The organism is Shewanella maritima, assembly GCF_004295345.1.
GTDB classification, from domain to species: domain Bacteria; phylum Pseudomonadota; class Gammaproteobacteria; order Enterobacterales; family Shewanellaceae; genus Shewanella; species Shewanella maritima.
Genome location: NZ_CP036200.1, coordinates 2,585,827 through 2,605,095, shown reverse-complemented (window position 1 = coordinate 2,605,095; position 19,269 = coordinate 2,585,827). Strand labels below are relative to the sequence as shown.

Annotated in this window: 15 protein-coding genes and 3 tRNA genes; 2 read left to right on the top strand and 16 right to left on the bottom strand. The window is 44.8% G+C overall.

All coding sequences use genetic code 11. The features are described 5' to 3' along the window. Positions 1-69 precede the first annotated feature (69 nt). From rpoB to EXU30_RS11070, 11 genes are all read right to left on the bottom strand, one after another. Complete coding sequence (rpoB, locus tag EXU30_RS11120; protein WP_130600048.1) at positions 70-4,101, bottom strand: DNA-directed RNA polymerase subunit beta; 4,032 nt, start codon at positions 4,099-4,101, stop codon at positions 70-72. Positions 4,102-4,335: 234 nt separating this feature from the next. Next, positions 4,336-4,704: a 50S ribosomal protein L7/L12 gene (gene rplL, locus EXU30_RS11115; RefSeq protein WP_130600046.1), complete on the bottom strand. Its 369-nt coding sequence runs from the start codon at positions 4,702-4,704 to the stop codon at positions 4,336-4,338. 54 nt (positions 4,705-4,758) lie between these two features. Further along, a complete protein-coding gene (rplJ, locus tag EXU30_RS11110; RefSeq protein WP_130600044.1) occupies positions 4,759-5,256 on the bottom strand; it encodes a 50S ribosomal protein L10 in 498 nt (165 codons plus the stop codon). 265 nt (positions 5,257-5,521) lie between these two features. Continuing rightward, on the bottom strand, positions 5,522-6,223 hold the full coding sequence (gene rplA / locus EXU30_RS11105; RefSeq protein ID WP_130600042.1) for a 50S ribosomal protein L1: 702 nt from the start codon (positions 6,221-6,223) through the stop codon (positions 5,522-5,524). A gap of 4 nt (positions 6,224-6,227) precedes the next feature. Then, positions 6,228-6,656: a 50S ribosomal protein L11 gene (gene rplK, locus EXU30_RS11100; RefSeq protein ID WP_130600040.1), complete on the bottom strand. Its 429-nt coding sequence runs from the start codon at positions 6,654-6,656 to the stop codon at positions 6,228-6,230. A gap of 129 nt (positions 6,657-6,785) precedes the next feature. Beyond that, the gene (gene nusG / locus EXU30_RS11095; protein WP_130600038.1) at positions 6,786-7,337 is read right to left on the bottom strand and encodes a transcription termination/antitermination protein NusG; all 552 of its coding nucleotides are present in this window, start codon (positions 7,335-7,337) and stop codon (positions 6,786-6,788) included. Positions 7,338-7,346: 9 nt separating this feature from the next. Then, positions 7,347-7,718 (bottom strand): preprotein translocase subunit SecE, encoded by a 372-nt coding sequence (gene secE, locus EXU30_RS11090; RefSeq protein ID WP_130600036.1) that lies wholly within the window; start codon positions 7,716-7,718, stop codon positions 7,347-7,349. A gap of 257 nt (positions 7,719-7,975) precedes the next feature. Further along, a complete protein-coding gene (gene tuf, locus EXU30_RS11085) occupies positions 7,976-9,160 on the bottom strand; it encodes an elongation factor Tu (RefSeq protein WP_130600035.1) in 1,185 nt (394 codons plus the stop codon). A gap of 162 nt (positions 9,161-9,322) precedes the next feature. Beyond that, positions 9,323-9,396: transfer RNA gene (locus tag EXU30_RS11080), tRNA-Gly, on the bottom strand. Positions 9,397-9,432: 36 nt separating this feature from the next. Continuing rightward, positions 9,433-9,517 (bottom strand) — tRNA-Tyr (locus EXU30_RS11075). A gap of 7 nt (positions 9,518-9,524) precedes the next feature. Further along, positions 9,525-9,600 (bottom strand) — tRNA-Thr (locus EXU30_RS11070). Positions 9,601-9,822: 222 nt separating this feature from the next. Between EXU30_RS11070 and coaA the strand changes: the two genes are divergently transcribed. After that, positions 9,823-10,773, top strand: coding sequence for a type I pantothenate kinase (gene coaA / locus EXU30_RS11065; protein WP_130600033.1), 951 nt, complete (start codon positions 9,823-9,825; stop codon positions 10,771-10,773). An 83-nt stretch (positions 10,774-10,856) separates the two neighbouring features. Here coaA and birA read toward each other — a convergent pair whose 3' ends face one another. The 3 genes from birA to EXU30_RS11050 form a co-directional block, all read right to left on the bottom strand. Next, positions 10,857-11,819: a bifunctional biotin--[acetyl-CoA-carboxylase] ligase/biotin operon repressor BirA gene (birA, locus tag EXU30_RS11060; protein WP_130600031.1), complete on the bottom strand. Its 963-nt coding sequence runs from the start codon at positions 11,817-11,819 to the stop codon at positions 10,857-10,859. Continuing rightward, positions 11,816-12,829: a UDP-N-acetylmuramate dehydrogenase gene (gene murB / locus EXU30_RS11055; RefSeq protein WP_130600029.1), complete on the bottom strand. Its 1,014-nt coding sequence runs from the start codon at positions 12,827-12,829 to the stop codon at positions 11,816-11,818. The genes birA and murB overlap by 4 nt, the downstream gene beginning before the upstream one ends. Positions 12,830-12,962: 133 nt before the next feature. Continuing rightward, positions 12,963-16,967 (bottom strand): AAA family ATPase, encoded by a 4,005-nt coding sequence (locus EXU30_RS11050; RefSeq protein ID WP_130600027.1) that lies wholly within the window; start codon positions 16,965-16,967, stop codon positions 12,963-12,965. Between the two features lie 224 nt (positions 16,968-17,191). Here EXU30_RS11050 and EXU30_RS11045 point away from each other — a divergent pair, with 224 nt between their 5' ends. Then, positions 17,192-18,133: a YeiH family protein gene (locus EXU30_RS11045; RefSeq protein WP_130603433.1), complete on the top strand. Its 942-nt coding sequence runs from the start codon at positions 17,192-17,194 to the stop codon at positions 18,131-18,133. A 158-nt stretch (positions 18,134-18,291) separates the two neighbouring features. Here the strand turns inward: EXU30_RS11045 and EXU30_RS20275 are convergent, their stop codons facing one another. Both EXU30_RS20275 and EXU30_RS11040 read right to left on the bottom strand, forming a co-directional pair. Then, positions 18,292-18,468 carry a hypothetical protein gene (locus EXU30_RS20275; protein ID WP_165399007.1) on the bottom strand — a complete coding sequence of 59 codons (177 nt, stop codon included), beginning with the start codon at positions 18,466-18,468 and terminating at the stop codon, positions 18,292-18,294. Between the two features lie 88 nt (positions 18,469-18,556). After that, positions 18,557-19,213 (bottom strand): paraquat-inducible protein A, encoded by a 657-nt coding sequence (locus tag EXU30_RS11040; protein ID WP_130600025.1) that lies wholly within the window; start codon positions 19,211-19,213, stop codon positions 18,557-18,559. Positions 19,214-19,269 lie beyond the last annotated feature (56 nt).

Genomic DNA, 19,269 nt, shown 5'->3' with positions numbered 1-19,269 from the left:
AGTTAAACCGGGTGCTTCGCACGGGGCGAAGCACCGTTAGGTTACCAAAACATTGCTTAAGAGCGATGCTTACTCTTGATCCAACTCGATATTAATACCCAGTGAACGGATCTCCTTCAGCAATACGTTGAAGGACTCTGGCATGCCAGGTTGCATCTGATGGTTACCGTCGACGATGTTCTTATACATCTGAGTACGACCGTTAACGTCATCCGACTTAACTGTAAGCATTTCTTGAAGAGTATAAGCGGCACCGTATGCTTCAAGTGCCCATACTTCCATCTCACCGAAACGCTGACCACCGAACTGAGCTTTACCGCCCAGAGGCTGCTGAGTAACCAAGCTGTACGAACCGGTAGAACGGGCGTGCATCTTGTCATCAACTAAGTGGTTCAGTTTAAGCATGTACATGTAACCAACAGTTACTTCACGCTCAAATTCGTTACCAGTGCGGCCATCGAATAAACGAAGCTGGCCTGAAGATGGTAAGCCTGCAAGTTCAAGCATTTGCTTGATCTCTTTCTCTTTAGCACCGTCGAATGCTGGTGTTGCGATTGGCAGACCAGATTTCAGGTGTTTGGCAAGACGTACAACTTCATCATCAGAGAATGAGTCGATGTCAACTTTCTGTTGAACTTCATCACCTAACTCATAAACTTCTTTGATATAGCCACGTAGCTCAGCAAGTTCGCGTTGCTCTTCAAGCATTTCGGTAATACGGTTACCAATGCCTTTAGCAGCTGCGCCCATGTGAACTTCAAGTACCTGACCGATGTTCATACGCGATGGTACACCCAGCGGGTTCAGGACGATGTCTACTGGGTTACCAGTTTCATCGTATGGCATATCTTCAATAGGACAGATCTTCGAGATAACACCTTTGTTACCGTGACGACCAGCCATCTTATCACCAGGTTGGATAGTACGTTTAACTGCTAGGTAAACCTTAACAATCTTCAGTACGCCAGGTGCTAAGTCATCACCTTGAGTGATCTTACGACGCTTGATTTCAAACTTCTTATCAAAGTCAGCTTTTAGCTCTTCGTGCTGCTCAGCTAACTGCTCAAGTTCAGTTTGTTTCGCTTCGTCGTCAATAACTTGGATTAACACGTCTTTACGTGGGATCTCAGCAAGTTTTGCTTCAGAGAAACCAGCAGACAGTAACAAGTTACGTGCACGGTCTAAGACACCTTCTTCAAGGATCTTGAACTCTTCGCCTAAGTCTTTACGAGCTTGGCTTACGTGCATTTCTTCAATTTCTAGTGCGCGCTTGTCTTTTTCAACACCGTCACGGGTGAAGACTTGAACGTCGATGATGGTACCTTTTACTGAGTTAGGTACACGTAGCGAGCTGTCTTTAACGTCAGACGCTTTTTCACCGAAGATAGCACGAAGTAACTTCTCTTCTGGAGTAAGCTGAGTTTCACCTTTAGGTGTCACTTTACCTACTAGAATATCGCCACCTTTCACTTCTGCACCAATGTAAACGATACCTGACTCGTCTAGTTTAGACAGAGCAGACTCACCTACGTTTGGAATATCAGCTGTGATTTCTTCACTACCAAGTTTAGTATCACGTGCAATACATGACAGCTCTTGGATGTGAATAGTCGTGAAACGGTCTTCTTGCGCTACGCGCTCAGAAATAAGGATCGAATCCTCAAAGTTGTAACCGTTCCAAGGCATGAATGCGATACGCATGTTTTGGCCAAGTGCCAAATCACCTAAGTCAGTTGAAGGACCGTCAGCTAGTACGTCACCACGAACCACTGGCTCACCAACGAAACAACGTGGACGTTGGTTGATACAAGTGTTTTGGTTCGAACGGGTGTACTTAGTTAGGTTGTAAATGTCGATACCCGCTTCACCTGGAGTAAGCTCGTCTTCATTTACTTTAACTACGATGCGGCTAGCATCAACATAGTCGATTACACCGCCACGTTTAGCAGCAACAACTACGCCTGAGTCAACAGCCAATGCACGCTCAATACCCGTACCGACTAATGGCTTTTCAGCGCTTAGTGTTGGTACAGCCTGACGTTGCATGTTCGCACCCATCAATGCACGGTTCGCGTCATCGTGTTCTAGGAACGGAATCAATGAAGCAGCAACAGAAATAATCTGTTGTGGCGAAACGTCCATGTATTGAATGTCAGCTGCGCGCATAAAGGTAGATTCACCTTTGTGACGACATGCAATCTGCTCTTCAACCATGCGGCCGTTCTTATCAACTTCAATGTTTGCCTGTGCAATAACATAACGACCTTCTTCAATCGCTGACAAGTATTCCACTTCGTCAGTGATCACACCGTCTACCACTTTGCGGTAAGGTGTTTCTAGGAAACCGTATGAGTTAGTACGTGCGAAACTTGCCAAAGAGTTGATCAAACCAATGTTTGGACCTTCAGGTGTTTCAATCGGACATAGACGACCATAGTGAGTCGGGTGTACGTCACGTACTTCGAAGCCAGCACGTTCACGAGTCAAACCACCTGGGCCTAATGCAGAAATACGACGCTTGTGCGTCACTTCTGATAGCGGGTTATTTTGGTCCATGAACTGAGACAGCTGTGAAGAGCCGAAGAATTCTTTCACTGCCGCAGAAATTGGCTTAGCGTTAATTAGGTCTTGTGGCATTAGCTCGTTTAGGTCGCCTAAAGATAGACGCTCACGAACAGCACGCTCAACACGAACTAGACCAACGCGGAATTGGTTTTCTGCCATTTCGCCCACAGAGCGAATACGACGGTTACCAAGGTGGTCGATATCATCGACTTCGTCGAAACCATTGCGAATATCAATGATTTTCTTCATTACCGCAACGATGTCTTCTTTAGACAGAATGCCTTCGCCTTCATCTTCAGCCATTTCTAGACGACGGTTGAACTTCATACGACCTACTTTAGATAGGTCATAACGCTCGTCGCTGAAGAATAGGTTTTGGAATAAGCTTTCTGCCGCTTCCTTGGTTGGTGGCTCACCAGGGCGCATCATACGATAGATTTCAACTAGCGCTTCTAGGCGGTTAGTTGTTGAATCGATACGTAGGGTGTCAGCAATGTAAGCACCGTGATCAAGGTCATTGATAAACAGAGTGTCAACGGCTTTGATGCCTGCTAATGAAAGCTTAGCTAGGTCTTCTAAAGTGATTTCGGCATTTGCTGAAACTAATACTTCACCAGTATCTTCGTCGATGTAATCTTGCGCAGCAAACTTACCAACGATGTACTCAACTGGTACTTCAAGATCTGTTGTGTTAGTTTTCTCTAGCTGGCGAATGTGACGTGCAGTAACACGGCGACCCGCTTCAACTAGCGTATTGCCTTCAGAATCTTTAATGTCAAAGCTAGAAGTTTCACCACGTAGGCGATCAGGAACTAGCTTCATCACTAATGAGTCTTTCTTAATCTTGAACTCAGTGCGTTCGAAGAATAAGTCTAGAATTTCTTGAGTCGAGTATTCCAATGCGCGCAGAATGATAGTCGCAGGTAGTTTACGACGACGGTCAATACGTACGAATAATGCATCTTTTGGATCGAATTCGAAATCCAACCATGAACCACGGTAAGGAATAATACGTGCGTTATACAGCACCTTACCTGAAGAGTGGGTTTTACCACGGTCGTGATCGAAGAATACACCCGGACTACGGTGTAACTGAGAAACAATTACACGTTCAGTACCATTGATAACGAAAGTACCATTTTCAGTCATTAATGGGATGTCACCCATATAGACTTCTTGCTCTTTGATATCTTTTACAGTACCAGCAGCAGCTTCACGGTCAAACAGTACCATGCGTAGTTTTACGCGTAATGGCGCTGAATAGGTAACACCGCGGATCTGACATTCTTTCACATCAAAAACTGGCTCACCTAGCTTGTAGCTGACATATTGCAGCTCACTATAGCCAGAAAAGCTCTTGATAGGAAAAACGCTACGGAATGCGGCTTCTAAGCCACGTTCACCCGTAGGGTCTTGATCGGTGAACTTCTTAAAAGAGTCTAACTGGATAGACAGTAGGTAAGGGATGTCCAGAACTTTAGGACGCTTACCAAAGTCTTTGCGAATACGCTTCTTTTCAGAATAGGAGTAAACCATGGGTTTCCTCTGCTTACGAGATGTGACCAAGACTGAAATAAACTTAATTAAATCAGCACGTTTGCCCATCACCGTTGATGCAAGAACCTAACCAGTAATCTCTGCTAGGGACTGCTAATAATTGGCGATAAACGGTGAAAAAAAATCGCCTGCGCTTAAAGCGCAAAAAAGCTGACGGTCAAAAAACCGTCAGCCCTCACCCAAATTAATGGGTGACTGAACTATAAGTATAGATTACTTAAGTTCAACTTCAGCGCCAGCTGCTTCTAGATCAGCTTTAAGAGCTTCAGCTTCTTCTTTGCTGATACCTTCTTTAACTGGTACTGGGCAAGATTCAGCCATGCCTTTAGCTTCTTTCAGGCCTAGACCTGTAGCGCCACGTAGTGCTTTAATAACAGCAACTTTGTTAGCACCGTGTGAAGTAAGAACTACGTCGAACTCTGTTTGTTCAGCAGCAGCTGCACCAGCGTCACCGCCTACAGCTACAGCAGCAGCGGCAGCAGAAACACCGAATTTCTCTTCCATTGCTTCGATTAGTTCAACAACTTCCATTACAGACATTTCTGCAAAGGCTTCTAAGATTTGATCTTTAGTGATAGACATTAGAAATATTTCCTATTGTTCTGAATTCAATTTAATTAAGCGGCTAATGTAAAATTAAGCTGCTTCTTTCTGATCGCGTAGGGCAGCCAAAGTACGTACGAACTTGCCAGCAGATGCTTCTTTCATAGTCATCATTAACTGAGCTAGTGCTTCGTCGTAAGTTGGTAGTTTCGCTAAACGATCAATATCAGCTGCAGGGATTAGTTCCCCTTCAAATGCTGCACCTTTAACTTCAAACTGCTCTTGCTCTTTAGCGAAGTCTTTAAGAAGACGCGCTGCAGCACCTGGGTGCTCGTTTGAGAATGCAATTAAAGTTGGGCCAGTGAATGTTTCTACTAGGCACTCAAAATCAGTACCTTCAACAGCACGGCGAGCAAGTGTGTTACGTACTACACGTACGAATACACCATTTTCGCGAGCTGACTTACGTAGAGCAGTCATAGCGCCTACAGTTACACCGCGTGAATCGGCAACAACTGCAGAAAGTGCACCTTTGGCAGCTTCGTTGACTTCAGCAACAATTGCCTTTTTGTCTTCGAGTCTTAATGCCATTGGCTTTACTCCTGGATTCTACCTAGGGCTATCCCTAGTATTAACCAACTAAATACTAATGTACTTAGCTACTTACGGTGCAGATTTCCAGCAGAATAAAAATTCTTATCTGGGGCCTGACACCGTCTACGCAGGGAATTAAGTTAGTCGTTTGAATAACACCTGCGGTCTTGGACGGAAGCTGATTTATGTCGATTTAATCGTCACTTACCAGCTTCAACCCACAAGGAGCGCGAATTATACGCTAATTTACGCCCCTTGTATATTACTTAACTTCAGTTAAAGAAGCTTGGTCAACAGCAACACCTGCACCCATAGTGGTAGAGATGCTAACTTTCTTGACGTAAACACCTTTAGCAGAAGCAGGCTTAGCCTTCTTCAGAGCGCCAACAAGTGCTTCTAAGTTTTCTTTAAGCTGTTCAGCGGTGAAATCCACTTTACCGATAGTAGTGTGGATAATACCGTTCTTGTCGTTACGGTAACGAACTTGACCAGCTTTAGCGTTCTTAACTGCTTCTGCAACGTTAGGCGTTACAGTACCAGTCTTAGGGTTAGGCATTAGACCACGTGGACCTAATACTTGACCTAGTTGACCAACAACGCGCATTGCATCTGGAGATGCGATAACTACGTCGAAGTTCATTTCGCCAGCTTTAACTTGAGCAGCTAGATCGTCCATACCTACAAGTTCAGCGCCTGCTTCTTTAGCAGCATCAGCGTTTGCACCTTGTGTGAATACCGCAACGCGGATGTCACGACCAGTACCGTGTGGTAGTACAGTAGCACCACGAACGTTTTGGTCAGATTTACGTGGATCGATACCTAGGTTAACGGCAACGTCAACACTCTCAACGAATTTAGCAGTTGCTAATTCTTTAAGTAGAGCAACAGCTTCGTTCATTTCGTAGCTTTTAGTTGCTTCAACTTTTTCGCGGATTACGCGCATGCGCTTAGTTAGCTTTGCCATTATATTAGTCCTCTACTACCAAACCCATTGAACGTGCAGTACCTTCAATTGAACGCATCATTGCTTCAATATCAGCACCAGTCATATCAGCGGCTTTAGTTTCAGCAATTTCCTGAACAGCGCTACGCTTGATAGTTCCCACTTTTTCAGTGTTAGGACGGCCAGAACCAGACTTCAGACCAGCTGCTTTAAGCAGTAGGAAAGACGCAGGTGGAGTCTTAGTTTCGAAAGTGAAAGAACGGTCATTGTATGCAGTGATCACAACAGGGATCGGCATACCTTTCTCGAATTTTTCTGTACGAGCGTTGAACGCCTTACAGAATTCCATGATGTTTAGACCTTTCTGACCCAGAGCTGGACCAACTGGTGGCGACGGGTTTGCAGCACCGGCTGCTACTTGTAGCTTAATATAGCCTTCAATTTTCTTTGCCATGTCGACATTTCCTCTATTTGGGTTCAAACGCTCATCAGCCCAATGCCGACTTGCTCCCCTGAAAACAACGGGTGCGGATTATATAAAAATCCACACCCGCAAACAATCTTTAATTTGCTTTTATTTTAATCAGCTTTTTTCAATCTGACTAAAGTCCAACTCAACGGGAGTTGAGCGGCCGAAGATCATAACAGACACCTTCACGCGGCTCTTGTCATAATCAACTTCTTCAATGGTGCCATTGAAGTCAGCAAATGGGCCATCACATACGCGAACAACTTCACCTGGTTCAAACATCACGCGATGTGTTGGCGACTCGGTCGTTTCTTCTAAGCGTTGAAGAATTGCATTTGCTTCTTTATCTGAAATCGGCGCTGGACGGTCAGAAGTACCGCCAATGAAGCCCATTACACGTGGTACGCTCTTCACTAAGTGCCAGCTTTCGTCGTTCATTTCCATTTGGACTAATACATAGCCAGGGAAGAACTTACGCTCACTCTTACGGCGTTGACCTGCACGCATTTCTACTACTTCTTCAGTCGGTACTAATACTTCACCAAAGTAGTCTTCCATGTTGTGCATTTTGATATGCTCAAGCAGTGTCTTACATACTCGACCTTCATAGCCAGAGAATGCTTGAATCACATACCATCTTTTTTTCGCTTCAGTAGCTTCAGTCATGTTTAATGCCTATACGCCAGTAATGAAATTAACGATTCGCAGCAACACTGCATCTAATCCCCAAAGGATTAATGCAACAACACCTGTTGCTGCTAGTACGATAAGTGTCGTGTTACGCGCTTCTTGGCGTGTTGGCCATACCACTTTACGTACTTCAATATGCGCTTCTTTAGCAAAAGTTAGCGCTTCTTTACCTTTAACTGTTTGTGCAGCAATAAAAGCAGCAATTGCGAATGTCACAATAACAGCTGCTGCGCGGGCAACGACACTGGCCTCACCAAAGTATTGGTTACCAATAACTGCAGCTGCGATAAGTAGCACTGCAATGCCCCACTTTACAAGATCCAGAGAATTGCTCTGGTTTTCAGTATTTGTTGTCATCGGTTATTTCCGTTACTTACTACGCCCTACGCTCAAACTTGGTAAATTAAAGGCTTACTAAACTAGTAACTCAATAATTTCGAAATAAAGCGCCGCGCAGGGTCAAAAATCGGCCATAGATTGTATTCTTATTCAACTTTGTTCGCAACTACACCTTAGCTTGTAGAGGCAACAAAATGTGAAAAAGCACCAATTTTTTCACCCTAAACAAAAAAGGAAGCCGAAGCTTCCTTTTCTCAGTAACTTAATTGTCGAAATTAGTCGACGATTTTAGCTACAACACCAGCACCTACTGTGCGGCCACCTTCACGGATTGCGAAACGTAGACCTTCGTCCATCGCGATTGGGTAAATTAGGGTAACATTCATCTTGATGTTGTCACCTGGCATTACCATTTCTACGCCTTCTGGTAGCTCGATAGTACCTGTTACGTCAGTTGTACGGAAGTAGAACTGTGGACGGTAACCTTTGAAGAATGGAGTGTGACGACCACCTTCATCTTTAGATAGTACGTATACTTCTGATTCGAAAGAAGTGTGAGGAGTGATTGTACCTGGCTTAGCTAGTACTTGACCACGCTCAACTTCGTCACGCTTAGTACCACGTAGTAGTACACCACAGTTCTCACCTGCACGACCTTCGTCAAGCAGCTTACGGAACATTTCTACACCTGTACAAGTTGTAGTTGTAGTGTCTTTGATACCAACGATTTCTACGTCGTCACCTACTGTGATGATACCACGCTCAACACGACCTGTTACTACAGTACCACGACCTTGGATTGAGAATACGTCTTCAATCGGTAGTAGGAATGGCTTGTCGATGTCACGCTCTGGCTCTGGGATGTAAGTATCTAAAGCTTCTGCAAGCTCGATTACTTTCTCTTCCCACTGAGCTTCACCGTTTAGTGCGCCTAGTGCAGAACCTTGGATAACTGGTAGGTCATCACCTGGGAAGTCGTACTCAGATAGAAGTTCACGAACTTCCATTTCTACTAGTTCTAGTAGTTCTTCATCGTCAACCATGTCACATTTGTTCATGAATACGATGATGAAAGGTACACCAACCTGACGTGAAAGCAGGATGTGCTCACGAGTCTGTGGCATTGGGCCATCAGTCGCTGCTACTACTAAGATTGCGCCGTCCATCTGTGCAGCACCAGTAATCATGTTTTTAACATAATCCGCGTGACCTGGGCAGTCTACGTGTGCGTAGTGACGAGTTGGAGTATCATATTCGATGTGAGAAGTATTAATTGTAATACCACGCTCACGCTCTTCTGGAGCGTTATCGATTTGTGCGAAATCTTTAGTCTCACCGCCGTATGCTTTAGTTAATACTGCAGAGATAGCCGCTGTTAGAGTAGTTTTACCATGGTCAACGTGACCAATTGTGCCCACGTTTACGTGCGGCTTACTACGTTCAAATTTTTCTTTTGCCATGATATCGCCTCAATCCAGAATCTTTGGTCGTGCAAAAACAGATATAGAAAAAATCCGACGCATATAATGACATCGAATCAGTTATTTTTTGGAAGTTAAGCTTAGCATATAACAGGGGAGGTGCTGATAAGATTAAAGTTTAATTTAATCTTGATAGCAATTTGGAGCGGATGGCGGGAATCGAACCCGCGTTATCAGCTTGGAAGGCTGGAGTAATACCATTATACGACATCCGCGGAACCTGCTAAGGCTACCTAACTGCCTTAAAAAAATGGTGGAGGGAGAAGGATTCGAACCTTCGAAGGCTGAGCCGTCAGATTTACAGTCTGATCCCTTTGGCCACTCGGGAACCCCTCCAGTAAAATGGTGCCGGCACCAAGAGTCGAACTCGGGACCTACTGATTACAAGTCAGTTGCTCTACCAACTGAGCTATGCCGGCGTGTCATTTCGGAAACGGATATTAGGTAAATGTGGCGCTGAGTGCAACTATAAAATTAAAAAAAACCGAAAAAACCACTCAAACGGTGTTTTTTTACGCTTGTTGTTGGTAATTCCGCACATTTATGCACAAATTTCTATCGGCCTTGAGGCAAATCAAGGCTAACTATTGTTTCGCTTAATGGTTTTGCGGTACTGTGCCAACCTAATCGAAGGAATGGTCATGAATACAACTAATAGCATCCAACAAGCCTTGTTTCATCGTTTCGATCGCGAACAATGGGCAGAGTTACGCCAATCGGTGCCGCTTACTTTGAGCGAAACTGAGCTGGTTGACCTGCAAGGCATGAACGAGCAACTTTCATTAGCTGAAGTTACAGACATCTATTTGCCGTTAAGTCGACTACTTAACCTGATCATCGATGCTAAACAGCAACGTAGTTTCGTGCTTAACCAATTCTTAGATCATAAAGTCGACCACAGTCCTTACATTATTAGTATCTCAGGCAGTGTCGCCGTAGGTAAAAGCACTACAGCCCGTATCTTGCAAACACTACTGCAACGCTGGCCACAGCACCCAAAGGTTGACTTAGTTACCACTGACGGCTTTTTGTACCCGCTAGCAGACCTCAAACGCAAAGGCTTAATGAAGCGTAAAGGCTTCCCCGAAAGTTACGATAAGAAAATGCTCAGTCAGTTTATTGCCGATGTCAAAGCTGGCCATGATGAAGTGCTTGCACCCTTGTACTCTCACGTCACTTATGACCGCCGTCACGACGAGCACCAACCTATTCGCCAACCAGATATTCTTATTCTTGAAGGTTTAAACGTGTTGCAAACCGATGCCGATACCTTAGTCGAGTCGCGCAAACCGTTTGTGTCTGATTTTGTTGATTTCTCTATTTATGTAGATGCTGAAGAGTCACTATTGAAAGAGTGGTACATGCAGCGTTTCTTGCAATTTAGACAAGGGGCATTTGCTAACCCTAAGTCATACTTTAACCACTACTCGAAGCTGACAGATGCCGAGGCCAACGCCATTGCTGCTAATATTTGGGATACCATCAACGGCCCTAACTTAAAGCTCAATATTTTGCCAACCCGCGAGCGCGCGGATTTGATCTTGACCAAAGGTGCCAACCATCTAATGGATAAAGTGTTATTGAAAAAATAACGCGACATCCACAAATACAAAAGGCGCTCAAATTTCAGCGCCTTTTGTTTATCTGAGCCACGAACTTATCTAACCCACGAGCTTTAGTTTGAACGCAGAGTGATCTCGCCGCCAATAAAGCTCTTCATACCAGCTTCAGTTTCAAGTACCACAGCACCTTGATTATCAATGCCATGATAAACACCATGAACTTCATTCGGCGCCATCAATAGTTTAACCTGCTTTTGCATAAATAAATCAGCCTGATTCCAACGCTCAATAAAGCTTGCCAAGCCATTCGCCTCAAACTCACGTAAATCACAAGTTAGCTGTTTATGCAGCGCGATCAGCAGTTGGGTTTTACTCATGCTCTTATCAAGATGCGACAAGTCACTCCAAGGTTGATCAATTTGATTTCCCTGAGTCGCTGGCATATTCATGTTTAAGCCAATACCAATAACTAACTCAACGCCTTGAGTTTGATTTTGCCCAAGCTCCACCAGCACACCCGCGAGCTTACGCCCTTCAAGATAGATGTCATTTGGCCATTTAAGCCCTAGCTCAGTCACCCCAAAATCCTGTAGCACCTTAACCAACGCGCAGCCAACCACTAGGCTTAGCCCCATTAATTGCTGAGGCGCTAACTGGCTACGCCAAAATAGTGAGGTATATAAATGATGTCCGTATGGCGATTGCCATGCGCGCCCTCGACGCCCTCGCCCTTGCGACTGATACTCAGCAACACAAAAGTCGCCGCTTGCCAGCTCAGCAGCATGACCCATAACAAAAGCATTGGTACTGTCAATTTCATCAAAATAAAAGCAACGCTTATCGATGTTGGCAATAAGCTCAGCCTCGTCAATCAGGCTCACCGCAGATGCTAGCTGATAACCTTTACCCTTAACGCTATATATATCGATACCATATTCAGCCATCGCATCAATATGCTGATTAACCGCGCCTCGGCTTAAGCCTATATGCTTGGCAATGGTCTCACCTGATACAAAACGCTGCGCACTTAATAATTGTAAGATTTGTCGCTTTCTCGACCAATGTTGGTTACTCATAGGCTTATCTCTCCTTGTTCGCCAAACACTCTCGGCTCTGCATGTAAACGAATAGCAAACTTACGTTCGACGACCTCAACAACGTAATGCGCCAAAGCGCGGATATCCGCGCCGTTTGCACCACCCAAATTCACTAGCACTAACGCTTGTTGATGATGAACACCGACTGCACCTTGCTGATACCCCTTCAAACCCGCATTATCGATTAACCAACCGGCAGCAACTTTCACCGAACCGTTGTCTTGCTCATAGCCGACAATCCCGTCAAACCGCTGTTTTAACTCAGCAAACTGTTGCCCATCAATAATCGGATTTTTAAAAAAGCTGCCGACATTACCCAGCACTTTAGGGTCGGGCAGCTTACTCATGCGCGTTGCGCACACACAATCAAATACCTGCTTAGCGCTAACATCTGTACCGATTAAATGAGTTAGCGGACCATAACTCAGGTTCGGTTGCCAATCATTGGGGATAAACAAGGTCACAGCGCTAATGATCGCCTTTTCTTTTAACTGATGCTTGAAAACCGAATCTCGGTAGGCAAACTCGCACTGACTGTTATTTAGCGTTTTGAAAGTGAGCGACTCAAGGTCTAGATACTCGACAGAGCGACAAAACTGGCTTAACTCGAGGCCATACGCCCCAATATTTTGAATTGGCGCCGCGCCAACGGTGCCCGGGATCAACGCCAGATTCTCTAGGCCGTAATAACCATGCGCTAAGCAAAACTCGACTAATTGATGCCAGTCTTCACCCGCCTGCACCATCAACTCTACACCGCCGTCAACCTGATGAACTTCTATGCCTTTGCTATTCATTTGTAGGCATGTGCCAGCAAAATCAGCGGTTAAAATCACGTTGCTGCCACCGCCTAATATCAACATAGGCGTATTGTTTACTTTGAGCTGCTGGCACGCTGTGACTAACTGTGATTTAGACTCAATGACTTCTAGTGCTTGGCATGACTGCGCTAGCCCTAGAGTATTGTATTGCTGTAAAGAGACGGGCATGAAAGGCTGCCTTTGCTGAATAGACGGATAAACTTAGCGGTTATTGTAAAACAAAGCCCTAGCAGGCGCGATGCAATAATGCTGCTAGGACTTACCATTTTACTTTGAGGGAGAATGAACGCCTTTTCGTAAGTTAATCTTCAAACAAAGCATTAATTTGCTCAGCTAACAATGACTCATGAGTAGTTAGCGCATCAGCGATTTTATCAAGCAAAGGCTTATGGCTGACTAAACGAAGCTCGACACTTTGCTCGGCGGTCACTAGCCAGTTGCGTACGCTTTGCTGAGCTTGCAACAATAAGTCACTTTCCTCATAGCGGGTTAATAGCTTGATATTAAGCGGCCCCAACTCTTCATCTAGCCCAGCTTCGTAAATCACGTGCATGGCTAGGTTAGTGGCTTTTTCAATGTCATTACTGGCACCAGCACTCACCTCGTCACTATTACCGGTTAGAATTTTCTCAGCCATGCGTCCCGCGAGCATAACTTCAAGGTGCGACATAGCTGTGGTTTTAGACAAGCTTTCATAGCTTTCACTTGGTCGCAGAGCCACAAACCCTAACGCTTGATTGCGGGGTTCAATGGTAACAAAGTCTACTTCACGATTTGGGAACAACAGCTTTGAGACCAACAAGTGCCCTGCTTCATGATACGCTGTGCGTTTTTTCTCCTCATCCGACATCGAAATATTTTCAGACGGAGTGCCGTAACTAACCCGGATCATGGTTTGTTGCAAGTTGGCAAAAGTCACTTCTTTGCCCTCGCTAACTGCGCTATAGATTGTCTCTCTGAAAACCTGCTCAATTTGCGCTGCCGACATGCCACGCGACGCACTTACCAAGTCGATAAGCAACTCATCACTTAGGGGTAATTGGTATTTATCTGCAAAGCGTTTAAAGAACGCATTTCTTGCGGCACTATTAGGTAAGTCACAATAAATGGTTTCATCAAAGCGCCCAGGACGCATCAAGGCGGAGTCTAATAACTCTGGTAAGTTGGTCGCAGCCATAACAAACACTTGCCCGGCAGACTGATCAAAGCCATCCATTTCAGTGAGCAAGGCATTAACCGTTAGGTTACGGTCTTTATCAGCACTGCTTTCGCCACTTGTTCTTTGCCCCGCGATAGCATCTATTTCATCAATAAACACTATTGATGGAGCATAGCGCCTCGCTGCAGCAAACAGTTTTTTAATATTGTCAGCACTGCCACCTGAATGCGACGCAGATATGCTTGATGATGACACACTAAAGAAAGGCAACTGGCTTTCGCCAGCAAGGGCTCTTGCCAGCAAGGTTTTTCCAGTGCCAGATGGACCGGCAAACAAGAAACCACTCGGAGGTTTGACATTGTACGCGGCAAGCTGGTGTGGCGACTTAAGCCACTGCAATACCTGAGTTAAACGATCTTTCGCACGCTCTAGCCCAACAACATCGGCTAGCGTTTCTGTGGGCACATCATGACTAAATAGCTCGTCACAGCGGACATCCTGACTTTGCACTTGCTGCACATAGCCTAGCTCGTGATAGCATACACTTAACCCGCTCGTCGATGACTGCATTGTTAATTGGTAATCGAGCTGCAAGTTCCTGCGCTGCATTTGCTGCAAGCTTCGCTCCATATGCAACTCATCACTCACAACAGTCAGCATACTAGTCAGCCAGTTTTCTTGTGCCGGGATGAGATTAAAGTGTTCACGAATATCATGACAACTGGCAAGCACATCAGCCCCTGTAGGCTTATGTGTTTCATAACCTGATAGCAGCTGGTAGGTAAAAATAGGCATTAGCGGTACATCAGCTAAATGCTGCGCTAAATAGCTATCTAGTGGTTGACCTAGTTTTTCAACGAGTTGTAAATCAAGTAATAACACGTCAGGGCGAACCTGACTTACCAGGGCCGATAACTGAGTCGGCTCGTCGCACAGGTGACAGTTGTACTCTGCTGGTAATTCATTTAACGCACTAAATACTCTAGGGTCGTCGTCGAGTACCAGAATACTTGGCTGACAGGGCTCCATTAACGGCTTCGTCTCGACATCAACGGTAATCTCAAGCTCAGATCTGTTGGCATCTAACAGGCTTGCACCTTGAGTAAGCAGTTGTGATTGCAGCTGTGACAAACGGCCGTTAAGTCTGCGCACTGATAAATCAGGCGCCATGGTTTTAAGCATAAAACTGGCAAAGTTTTCAGGCCAATGATAACTCAACCCTTTTTGCTCTTGACTCGACCGCAGACTGCGTTCGGCTAACGCCAATAAATGATTCACCTTTAATGGTGAGAACATTACTGCGTTACCTTTTGCCAGACGGTTAATAAACTCTGGCGATAATCGGGTATTACTGCCATTTGCCACTGAGCTAGATAGCACGTCAAACACACTGAGCTGTTTGTTTTGCGGCTTACTTGCAAGTAAGTCCTGGCCTAGATTAGATGTGAACAAGATAAAGCACTGACTGAAGTCGACATCTTCCTGACTGGTATTGTCTTTAGCAATACCGCTATCCAGCACCGACAATAACGACTGAATCACATTGGGGTGAGCTTTTTCTATTTCATCAAAAATCAACACGCTGCGAGGGTTAGCACGAACAAAAGAGGTTAAGGTTCCTAAGCTAGCATCTATGTACTGAATACCACTACCAAATAACTTTGATGGATCGCGCTTATCGCAATAACCTTCCATCTTAAACATCTTATACTGGTAGCCACTGCCTTCACACGCGTTTAGCTCATCGATAAACTCGGTAGCCAAATAGGTTTTACCTACACCAGATGGTCCAAGAAAAGTATAAATCGCTCTTGGCCCGCTATGAGTTTCAATACATGAGCTTAAATACCCCTGGCATAACTGCTCAATCGCATAAGACTGACCAATCACTTTATCAGCCAACGCCTTTTTCATTCGTTGACTAGTTTGCGCTGAATTTATCAGGCGGTTGGCGACCTGGTTTTGCTGCTTAAGCAGCTCAAATAAGGCAATATTGCTATTGCAAAGACTATCAACAAACTCCGCTACGTCGAGCTTGCCATCGGCAGATATAGCACTAAGCAAACATTCCTTTATTATTTGCGGAAATCTTAATTTGGGAGCATTGCGTTTTGCCAATTGATACCAGGTTGTCGTCGGCTCGCCAAAGCTACGGGTCTCGGCGACTTGCTCTAGCTGTAACCTTTGCTCATACACAACTGGTGGGAACACGATTTGGTAGTGCTGGCACCCAAAGCGCTCTGCCAATGCATTTAACAAAGGTCTACTGGCTAAAAAGGCACCAAGCAGCGCTTTATCATCAACAACCTTGGCAGAACCCATGTCTTCATGAGTGCTGTCACTATTTTCAGTAAAGTATTTAGCCGCTGCCATTACGGCAAGTTCTTGAATGATATGCTTTGAAGCGTTATCTAGCTCGGCATAAGCTGATTGCAAATCGGTAAAAGCCATTGATTTTCTATTCTTTTTAGTTGTAGTACTTTTAGTTGGCGTATCTGAAGGTAGAAAGCTTGAAACATCTAAATTACTGTACTCAGCGGTAGCAACATGCACCTTATCTTCAGCAGTTGGCTGTTCGGCACTAGGTTTTACTTGGGCGGTTTGGTGACTCGGGGTAGATGACTTGGTTGCCACACTCGCTTTTGCTTGCTCTGCGTTATCATCGAACATGGATTTGAGTTTATCGCTCAATTCGTTGAGCTTGTCGTTATCAAGAAAATTAAACAAAAACTGTAAGTCCTTATAAACATCAATATGGGTATTTGCAGGAACGCTTTTAAAATGCTCGCGGCAGTATCCGGCAAACTCGCCGACGTTGAGGCCCAGCATTAGACCACTAATATCACGGGGCAAAAATAGAAAAGGAGTAAGACAACTGGCGCCGTCATAAGCATGAATAATGTCTATGAGCTTTTGCTCATCTTTAATGTTCAGCTTATCAGTGCGAAAAAACAGCAGGCTGTTGGTATCAGTAATTAAAGAGAAATCAACCACCGACTTAAGTTGCTGCTCACCATATAAGCGAGCAGTTACCGCCAAAATCAGTGGCATAAACATGTCTTCATGGCACAACATATCTTCTGATAGTACTTCATCGCCAAATACCACATCGCAACGATTAAAAAACGCTTTACTGATCCGAATCATGCTTGCTGACCTAAACTTCCCTTTACCCACATAGCAGTACAAACTGAGCCAAAAAATCAGCCCAAACAACAAACTACACTGTATTACAAATCACCTCACAACCACAGCATCCTAACCTCAAAAATACAATTATTTATACCAACTGGGGTTTAACATCGGAAGTTGGCTTTAGGTCTGTTACAATGTGCCTCTCACAGCAACGCAGCAAGGCATATCCGCTCGCCATGTCAGTTATTCAATCTCAAAAATTTAAGTCCTTCTTATTCTTTGCTCTTGCTTTAGCATGCCTGTTACCCGCTATTTCATCACCTATTGCACTGCTAATGGGATTTACCCTAGCAAGCCTTGGCTTGGTGCCAGATAATCTGGATTTAGCTAAGTGGACTAAAAAACTGCTGGCATACTCCATTGTTGGATTAGGTTTTGGCATTAACTTACCTGAAGCCATCGCTGCAAGTCGTGACAATATCGGGCTGATTATTGGCTCTATTATCTTCACCCTAGTTCTGGGATATGGCCTAACAAGATTAATGAAGTTAGAGCAGAAAACCGGTCATTTGATTAGCTGCGGCACCGCAATTTGTGGCGGCAGCGCGATTGCCGCGGTTGCACCAGCAATCAATGCCAAAAATGATCAAACTGCTGTCGCGCTTGCCTGTATTTTTTTACTCAACTCTGTGGCCTTGTTCGTATTCCCAACCCTGGGACACGCCTTTAACCTGTCTGAATATGATTTTGGTGTATGGAGCGCAATTGCGATTCACGACACCTCATCGGTTGTCGGCGCAGCTGCCGCCTATGGAGATGAAGCTTTAAAAACCGCTACCACAGTTAAGCTTGCCAGAGCGCTATGGATTATTCCAATTGCGCTGTTGAGCGCTGTCGCTTTTGGTGGCGATCGCAGCAAAATCGCCATTCCATACTTTATTGGTTTTTACTGCCTCGCCATCGCGATTGCCTACTTTTTACCTCAAGGGCAAGCAGTTTATGAAGTCGCGTTTAACGCTTCCAAGCGTATATTAATTGTATGTCTATTTTTAATTGGTGCGGGAATTACAGTTAAGAAAATGCGTGCTAATGGACCTAAGCCGCTGCTGCTTGGGGTATTACTCTGGTTCGCAATTGGTGCAAGTTCACTTGCCTACATTTTGATGACTGGGCAATAATTTAATCACTTGGCAGTAATTCAACTAAGTGGCGGACTCGCTGAGATGTTGAAGCTACAGCAATGAGAGGTGTTTGATTCCTGGCATCGAGCCCTATAGCAAAACTCTAGGCTAGCAGTCCTGGCTAAACGATTGAAATGAACTCGCAAGGATAGAAGTTAACCTTCTTCAATGTATGGTTTGGACAATACCAACCAGATAAGACTCGCAAAGGCGCTTAACTCGATCAGCGCCCGAGTTAACCCTGAAGTATAGATAGATGCCACTACGGCAATCACGCATAGCAGCACGATCAATACAGCTTTGATTCGTTTATTGGCAATGAGTGACTTCATGAATTCCCCTAACTTTATGTTAGGTAAATTATCTCGGCCACCCTGCTAAGTTGCCAATAACGATACCGTCTATGATATTCCTTTCTTTTTACCGCGCAGTTTCATCAGCTTGCGACTCACCTGTATTCACCTTATCGCTAGGTCGCTGCAACAGCACTTGACTGGCTATAGCAAATAAACAATAGGCCGCAAAAAAGTAAAAACCATTCTCAAATTGAGCCTGGGTTTGCAGCATCTCACCCATTCCCGCTGAGGCATTACCTGCCATATAAACAATAATCAGCGCCACGACGAAGACATCGGCCATAGACCACTTACTAATTAGCGCCATAAAACGATAAATACCTAATCGAATACTTAACTTTATTGGTAAATGTATCACTAACATCAACAGCAACTTGATAGCTGGAATAACTATACTGAACAACGCCACCAGTGCAGCAACGAGTAGATGGTTAGATAGATATAACTCTGAAACGGTATCAGCTATGCTGCGGGTCTTGTGAAATACCTCGACTTGCCCTTCAACCTCATCTAACCCGAGCATAGACAGCGCCATATTAAGCATACTTGCTGCACTAGATTGTGAGTTGGCGGATACATTGTCCAGCAATAGCTGCTTACCAGTGTCCACCATCTGCGCTTTTTCGATGCTGCCAGTAATGGTTAATACCGGTTGCGTCACCCCGGGAATAAGTAAAGCAAGGGAGCAAACAACCAACACAATAGAAATAACAACTCTCATGAAAAACCCGCAGATATAAACACAAAAAAGGCCATCATAGTCGATGGCCTGTTTTT